We start from the raw sequence: 8,209 nt of genomic DNA on the forward strand, positions 1-8,209 counted from the left end.
ATTCGGTCATCGTGTTAACCGAGTCCACGGGTTGTTTAACGCTATGGCCTACGGCCACTAACGTTGTGGCGGCATGGTCAACGCTGTTCCTTACATCATAATGATATTTCCCATATCCATATGGGTCAGATGCTAATGAACAATCTGTACCGCGGAAGCTAGCCTGACTCTGATAGGTAGGATGCCTTGAAGCACATGGTCAATGATTTTCCCGACATCATAATGACATTACCAATATCCATATAGGTCGGGCGGCAGTGGTGCCAACCGAACGGTGAATGTGATACCCGCGGCGAACCAATCCGGTAGCGCAACGATCACTATTACCGTATCCGATGGCAGTTTAAGTTATACCCGTACATTTGTTGTGACAGTCAATGCGGTGAATGACACCCCCACCATTAGCAATATCAGCAACCGCAGCATCAATGAAGACAGCAATACGGGCATTATTGCCTTTACCATAGGTGATCACGAAACGGCCGCAGGTTCGTTGTCAGTGAGTCGCAGTTCAAGCAATACGGCACTCGTTCCGACCGCCAATGTGATATTGGGCGGCAGTGGTGCCAACCGTACGGTGAGTGTGACACCCGTGGCGAACCAAGCTGGAAAATCGACTATTAGTATTACCGTATCCGATGGCAGTTTAAGCAGTACTGTTGCATTCGTTGTGACAGTCAATGCCGTCGATGATCTTCCTATTGTCAGCTTAACGCCAATTCCTGACTTATATGAATCACAATCTTTATTTGTAACGGCAAGTGCATCTGATAATGATAGCGATATTAGTGCAGTAGAGTTTTCAATAGATAACTCCGCTTGGTATCCCGACACAAGCTCACCCTACAACTATGATTTTGGAATGCAGGCAATTGGAATACATCAGGTCAACGTTAGAGCTAAGAGTTCAACCAATCAATATTCATCGATAAGCACAGCGTCATTCAATGTCCTTTCTGTAGCGTTAGTTGATATTAATGAGATATCTGATGCAGCGAACAGTCCCGTATCACCAGAGCAAAGCGACTTAGTGGGTGAAATAAAAGGTAATGCCGGCGTTGATGGCGGTGCATTTTCTTATTCAGTGCCTTTGACTATTGCTCCAGGTCGTAAGGGCGTTCAACCTAGCTTATCGCTAAACTACAACAGTCAATCTGGTGAAGGAATTGCCGGCATGGGCTGGAGTTTATCAGCCAATTCTAGCATTTCCCGCTGTTCTAATATTTATGATCTAGATGACTCAACGATTAATAGCACTTTTAGTGTAGACGATAAAATTTGTTACAACGGTAGTCGCTTAGTGGCAGTATCTCCGACTAATGGCGGTTCTGTTGGGCAATACGGCACCTCTGGCACCTATTATCAAACCGAGCGCGATGGTTCTGTTATTGTGCAACAATTAGGTGGCGGACTAAATAGCAGCAGTGTTTACTTTGTTGCTTCTGAAGTAAATGGTACTCAACATTTATTGGGTCAATCAAGTAACAGTCGTATTGTCCCCGTAGGATTAAACCTTGCTTCTACTTGGCTGCAAGATACCACCCGCGATACTCACAGCAATGAAATTAGTTATCAATACGATGAAGCCTCTGCAGGTAATCGCTATCTTCTTGATATTTTCTACACTGGTTATGAAGGTGTTTTAGGGACTCGAAATATTCACTTTGATTACAAAAAAATACCTAGCTCTAAAGGTTATCAATGGGGAGGTTATAGTGTTCATGACAGGCAGTTGATGAGTATTTCAATGAACATTGAAGGGCAAGAGAAAGCAACTTGGAGATTGAATTATCAAATCCCGACTACCTCTTTAAATGATGCTGCGATATTAGATCATTTACAGTATTGCGATACAGGTAATAACGATTGTTTAACAACCGAGTTTGGTTGGTTTTACCGTCAATATAAGCATAATTTACAAACTAATCATGCATTAGCCAATATTATAGATAATTATACAATCGGATTAAAAGTAAAGCAGGATGCTGACTATGATGGTGACGGCGTGACCGATTTATCGGTCCCATTAGACGGTATATATCTATCTCGCACAGGAAATAAGATTACTTATCAAGATTTGCCTGACATTAGCAGCCGCCAATGGGCAGGTGATTTGAATGGTGATGATTTACCTAGTTCAAATGAAGAAAGCATAAATGTCATAAGCGGCACTATCGATTATGATTTAGATGGTGCAGACGATTTTGTTTATACCAATAGTGCATCTAAGCTTGTTTTTAGCAGTTTTAATGCTAATGGCAGTATTAAAAGTACCTATACTTCTAATATTAGCGCGACTTGTTATGCCACGATTTATCGTGACATTGGGGATAAATATTGTACAAGCCATGCCGTCGACATTAATGGCGATGGGCGTAAAGATATTTTACTGGCGACCAACAAGCAAACTGGCTCAGGTAATAATATTATCACCTACAAAGCCTATTTACGCAGCGATTCAGGTTCAGATTTTGTCGAGAAAGGCACTTTCACTGCCGAGGCTAAAGAGCCGCTTATTCCGATGGATGTGGATGGCGATGGTGTTGTTGATTTGGCGCCAAGCCAATTTCACAAGTCATTAAAATGGTACAAGGTTGGGTTTAACCCAGACTCAAATACGGTCTCATTTATTGAGAAAAATATCACTTTTAACGTCAACGTTGATATCGTTCATCGCACAAGACCGAGTCGGTGGGTTGACTTAAACGGTGACGGACTCAGCGATATCTTGACGTTGCATAAGGTGAACAGCACCGACAGCTTTTACACCCGCTATATCATTTTCAATAAAGGCAATGGTTTATTTGAAGTACCTCTAAATACAGGTATAAAAGAGCTTGCATTTAGTGGCGGCAACGGCAGTTTTGCTAAGGACCCAACTTATGGTGGTTCTGCTGGTTATGTACACGAAAATTTCATTCAATTTATTGATTATAATGGCGATGGTCGCCAAGATATTTTATACCCTGATTACTCTCGCAAACAATACCTGTATGAATGTTGGAATTGGACTTCTAATGAATCATGCCGCGCCGTTGATGGGGGAAATGCACCTAAATTCTATGACCATGATGTCTGGTATTGGAATGTGTTGCTCACCAATCCTGATGGCAAATCTTTTACTGATGTCCAACTACCCGTTTATGGTGCGTTAGCTACGCTGTCCCCTATCGATTTAACGGGTGATGGCAGAGTTGATTTCATCTCAGGAATAGGGTTTGAGTCAGACGCCACAAAACGCACCTGGTTTTACGGCTCTAAACAAGGCGGTAAACCTCCTTCTTATCCTGTTGGGTTCACTTTGTTTGCGCATGTGGATACTCAAGATACTGTAATTAAGAGTATCAAAACGGGGATGGGTGAAAAGTTACAGCTTGATTATACGCAACTTAAAAATCGTTACCCTCAGCCTGAAACTACCGAATATCCTTACGTAAATTTTACTAACACCATGCGAGTTGTTGCTACATTAAAAGAAGATAATGGTTTAAATGGGGTTAATAAAACGGAATACAGTTATAAAAATGCTCGATTCCATGTCTCGGGCCGAGGCTTTCAAGGTTTTAGTGACATTATTGAAACCAATACTGATGCTCAAAATCTGCATACATTAACGACTGAAACCATGTTCTCACAAACCTTCCCTTGGTCAGGGACTGTGTTGAAAAAAACCGTTAAGGACGGTCAACAAAATATAATAAGTGAATATCAAGTTGACAAACTTGATGACAAATTTGAACTTGTCCCTGGTGAATTGGAATATCTCAATGGAATTGTTAATAAAAATGGTGGCAAAAGTTGGTGTTTCTATCCTAAAAAGACAACGAGCGTAACGAAATCTATTGACCCAAACACCATTGTGACGACGGTGAAAAACTCGCAAGAAAAAAACCGTTTTTGTCAAACGACGTTATCGTCAACTTCAACGATTGATAACACCATAGAACATAACAAAAGCAGTACACAGGATTATACCGATATAGCGGGTTGGTCTATGCCTACAGCCTCAGAAACCAACCAGTCGGTTGCCTATACAGTAGCTCATGAAGGTGTAATTTTAAACCCTGCTAATACAGCGACAAGCCAAAAAACGACGCACATTTATAACGATAATACACAAGAGTTGATCAGCAGTATAACTGAAGGCACCGGTACGTTAAAAGGAGTTGCCACCACTACGACTTATAGCGACTATGACCAGTACGGTAATGCAAGCAAAGTGAGTGTGGGAGATAGATACAATCAAGTCGCCATGACTAATGATGGTTATTTTGTCTATAAAACCTTTAATGCCCAATGGTCGGGCGTTGCAGTGACAACCAATACCTATGACCCACTAACCGGTCAGGTTCTGACATCTGTTGATATGGATGGAGTGACGACAACCAATCAGGTTAACTTTATTGGTATGGTACAAAGCTCATCAGTCACTAAAGGCGCCTTAGTTATCCAGCCTACCAACTATGTGTCATTACAATGGGAGACCGGAGATTATGCCTACAAGCAAATTGTACAAGCAGATGGCCAACCACAAGCCGTTACCTATTTCGACAGCCTTGGTCGTCCTGTAAAGCAGGTAACCGATGGTTTTGAAGGCGAAATCATTAGCGAAACCGCGTATGACGCAAGAGGCAATATTGTTAGTGAAACCAAGCCAACAGAGGATTACGGCACCCAAAATACGACACAATTCCAAGGTTATGATGCGTTAGGGCGGCCCGCACGTAAGATTTACAATGACGGCATGGTTAGCTACCAGTCAGAATATGACTATGGCGATGGCATTACGACGAATATTAGCGTTTCTGGCGGGTTAAATGCGTCGATGAGTCGCAGTTATAACAGCCTTGGTCAGCTATTAAGCACTACAGATGCAAAAGGTAATAAAAGTTACTTTGCCTATAATGCCGCAGGCTTACCTGTGTTAATCCAAGATGTGCTGGGCAGCCAAATCACCGCCCGTTATGATGATTTAGGCCGCAAGGCATGGTTTAACGACCCGAACATGGGGGTCTGGAACTTTACTTATAATCAATATGGCGAGCTTGTAACCCAAAAAGATGCGCGCAATATTACAACCACATTTAACTATGACAAAGCCGGTCGTCAAACGAGTCAAACAGGTCAGCAAACGCGAACCTGGGTATATGATGCCAATGTGGGTTACGGTAAGTTATACCAGGCTAAAGTAGATGGGCATATTCAAACTCATAGCTATGATACCGCTGGGCGCATTAAGCAAACACTTACGGCTATTGGTAGCTTAAGCTTCACTGAAAAATATGCCTATGACTCGCAATTTGGCCGTATCAAAGCCATGCAGTATCCTAGCGGCGAGCATGTAGCTTATCGTTTTGACGACAAGGGTTATTTAATCGAAGACTACCAACGTTTTACTGATGGTTCCGAGCAATCACTGCGCATAATCGATGAGTACAGCGCCTTTGGCAGTATTAATCAACAAACGTTCAGTAACCATTATGTTCAACAGTTTAGCCGTAATTTAGCCGGTTCACCGACGAGTATCTGTACCAGTTCTTCTGGAGGGTGCAGCACTATCGGGGTGCAATACTTAAATTATGATTATGATGGAATGGGTAACTTAGCCTTTCAACACAATGTGATTACCCAGTTCAAAGAAAGCTACAACTATGACGAGCTCATGCGGGTTGATGACTCAACTAAAACGTACAAAGGTATCACCTATGCTGCGGTTAATTACGACTATGATGCCGCAGGTAATATCCTTGTTAAAGGCGATTACGGCAGTCAGTATCTCTACGGTAGTGTAGGCAAAGGTGCTGGCGGTAATGCAGGCCCTAACGCCATTAGGCAGTTTATCCGTGGTGGTACAAAAACCTTCACCTATGACAATAACGGTAACCGGCTCACCGGTGATGGCGTAACGTTAACCTATAACGACCAAAACAAGCCGTTAACGGTTGACCGCAATAATGTAAAAAGTACATTCAGCTACGATGCGAATGGTAACCGCTATAAACAGGTTAAACAGCAAAGCGGTAGTGTGGTATCGACCACGTATTATGTGGGCAGTTTTGAGCGTGAAGTGACCCTAAGCGGTACGGTAGATAAAACCTACATTGGTGACCACACCATTAAGATGAAAGCCCATGTGGGCAGCTTAGGTAATCAATCACCGTTCCAGCATGTTCTGCGCGACCACTTAGGCAGTGTTGATACCTTGATGGATGCCAAAACCGGTGCCGTATTACAACACCGTGGTTATGATGTATTTGGTCGCCCAAGAGACATTGCATCAGGCAATTCGTTATTATCTGGTACTAGCTGGCAAGGTGTCACTAAGGGCTACACAGACCATGAGCATTTGATTGATCAAGAGCTTATTCATATGAACGGGCGGATATACGATTTTAACGTCGGCCGTTTTTTAAGTGTTGACCCGTTTTTGCAGTTCCCAGAGAATAGCCAGAGCGCTAACCCGTATTCGTATATTTTGAATAACCCGATGAGTGGGGTTGACCCAACAGGGTATAGATCTGAAGAATTAGACGAGGTTATATCAGGTAAGGCGTTTGAGAAGCTTGAGAAAGATGAAAGTGGGAATCTCTATGTGACAGCTGATGGGGAAACTTATAAATTAACTTCAGTTTCAAATGGCGAGAAGAACTTTTCTATATCATTTGACGGTAATGGTGGCGGTACCGCGCAAGTTGGTAAGGTGTCTGGGGCAGTTAACCTGCATAAAGGAGATAGTGGTACTAATGTAGATAGTTCAGGGTTAAATGGTACTGAAACAGCCTGCTTCGGTAGTGCTTGCTCTCCTTCTGATTTAGGATTACAAGAGCAAGATTACGACCCATCTATTTGTGATAATGGTAACTATTGCAAAATCGAAAGCGGAAAAACAGAAATTAGATCTCATACACACGAAAGCGAAGAATATGCATATGTTGGTATTCTGACCGATACGAGTTCCGACTCCCCACCAGGATTGCCATGGAACAGCAAAAAACCATGGAGGGACGGGCCTCACGATATGTCTGCTAAGTTTTTGAACAGTAAAATGTTTAATGAATATATAAGAGATAAAATTGTTTCTCAAAAATTTCAGGTTACTGAAAGAGTCTTGATTTTTGCGGATGCAAATGGAAGTGCTGGTCAGCGCATCTTAACTCCGAGGGTTGTGCCGATAGGTAACCGACAAACTCGCTATTCAAATCCAAGACGCACTGGGAAGTTCAAACTGGACAATCAACTCCATAAGGGCGCTGTAGTATGCGCTCATACGATTACAACGTGTTGAGGTTTATATGAAATTTATAGCTATTCTAATTACAATTATGTCTGTTTTTGGGTGTCGCGAGGCTCAGTCCGAGACGATAAAGTCAGCAGCGCTTATGACATTGAATTGTAAAGTTGATTTAGAACGTTTTGCGGCAAAATCTTCTGAGGCAACAACTCTGCCTTTAGCTGTTGACCTTCAGCACTCACCAGAAATAGAAGGTGTCATCATTCTTGAAGGGGAGCCTAAAGCCTACGTAAAGGCACTAAACAAGTTAAATGACGTACTCAATAAATGCGAAGCCAACTCATTCACAAGATTCAAACTTTCAGGGAATGTTAGTCAAGACCTCAGTAGCGAGTTGAGTAAATCCGACGCATTTATCAGAGTTGAGAATGGCTACCTATATCTTTATAGAGTTTTGTGATGAATAAGAAGAATAACATGGCCATATATGGACGCTCCCGGTGTGTCAAGATAATACTCTGCTCACCGAAGGCTTTTGGGCCTTAGTTTTCTGTACAACATTCTCACTCTTATCGTTGCTTTTGATGCGCTAATTTACCGCTAGAAGTGGTTTTACTACCCTGATATTTATAAAGTCGCGGGCTTAACAGTGAAATCTGAACCTAATGAAATCAGTTCATAATTATTGACTTTTTTCAACTTCAGGAATAAAGTCAATCTTAGTTAGCAATTGCAGGGTTTGAAGATATAAGCTAATAATCAAGACACCCAGCTAATAATCAAGACACCCAAGATTATTGGCTAAATATTGAGCGCTCAACTACGCTTTATTAGCTAATAATCAAGACACCCAAGATTATTGGCCGAAGCTAATAATCAAGACACCCAAGATTATTGGCCGAAGCTAATAATCAAGACACCCAGCTAATAATCAAGACACCCAAGATTATTGGCTAAATATTGAGCGCTCAACTACGC

At 42.1% G+C, this 8,209-nt stretch carries 2 protein-coding genes; both read left to right on the top strand.

Going from position 1 to position 8,209, the window contains the following annotated elements; translation table 11 throughout:
• The first annotated feature begins 274 nt into the window (after positions 1 to 274).
• Positions 275 to 7,285, top strand: a complete 7,011-nt coding sequence (locus AAEZ02_RS09485; RefSeq protein WP_351122825.1) for a SpvB/TcaC N-terminal domain-containing protein — start codon at positions 275 to 277, stop codon at positions 7,283 to 7,285.
• A 7-nt stretch (positions 7,286 to 7,292) separates the two neighbouring features.
• Positions 7,293 to 7,691, top strand: a complete 399-nt coding sequence (locus tag AAEZ02_RS09490; RefSeq protein ID WP_124011610.1) for a hypothetical protein — start codon at positions 7,293 to 7,295, stop codon at positions 7,689 to 7,691.
• The last annotated feature ends 518 nt before the right edge of the window (positions 7,692 to 8,209 follow it).

Origin of the sequence: Shewanella sp. T24-MNA-CIBAN-0130 (assembly GCF_040310185.1) — a bacterium.
GTDB classification, from domain to species: Bacteria; Pseudomonadota; Gammaproteobacteria; order Enterobacterales; family Shewanellaceae; genus Shewanella; species Shewanella psychromarinicola.

Bases quoted from the DNA above. Each gene is read 5' to 3' on its own strand.
- AAEZ02_RS09490 (WP_124011610.1), top strand. From the start codon at position 7,293: ATGAAATTTATAGCTATTCTAATTACAATTATGTCTGTTTTTGGGTGT.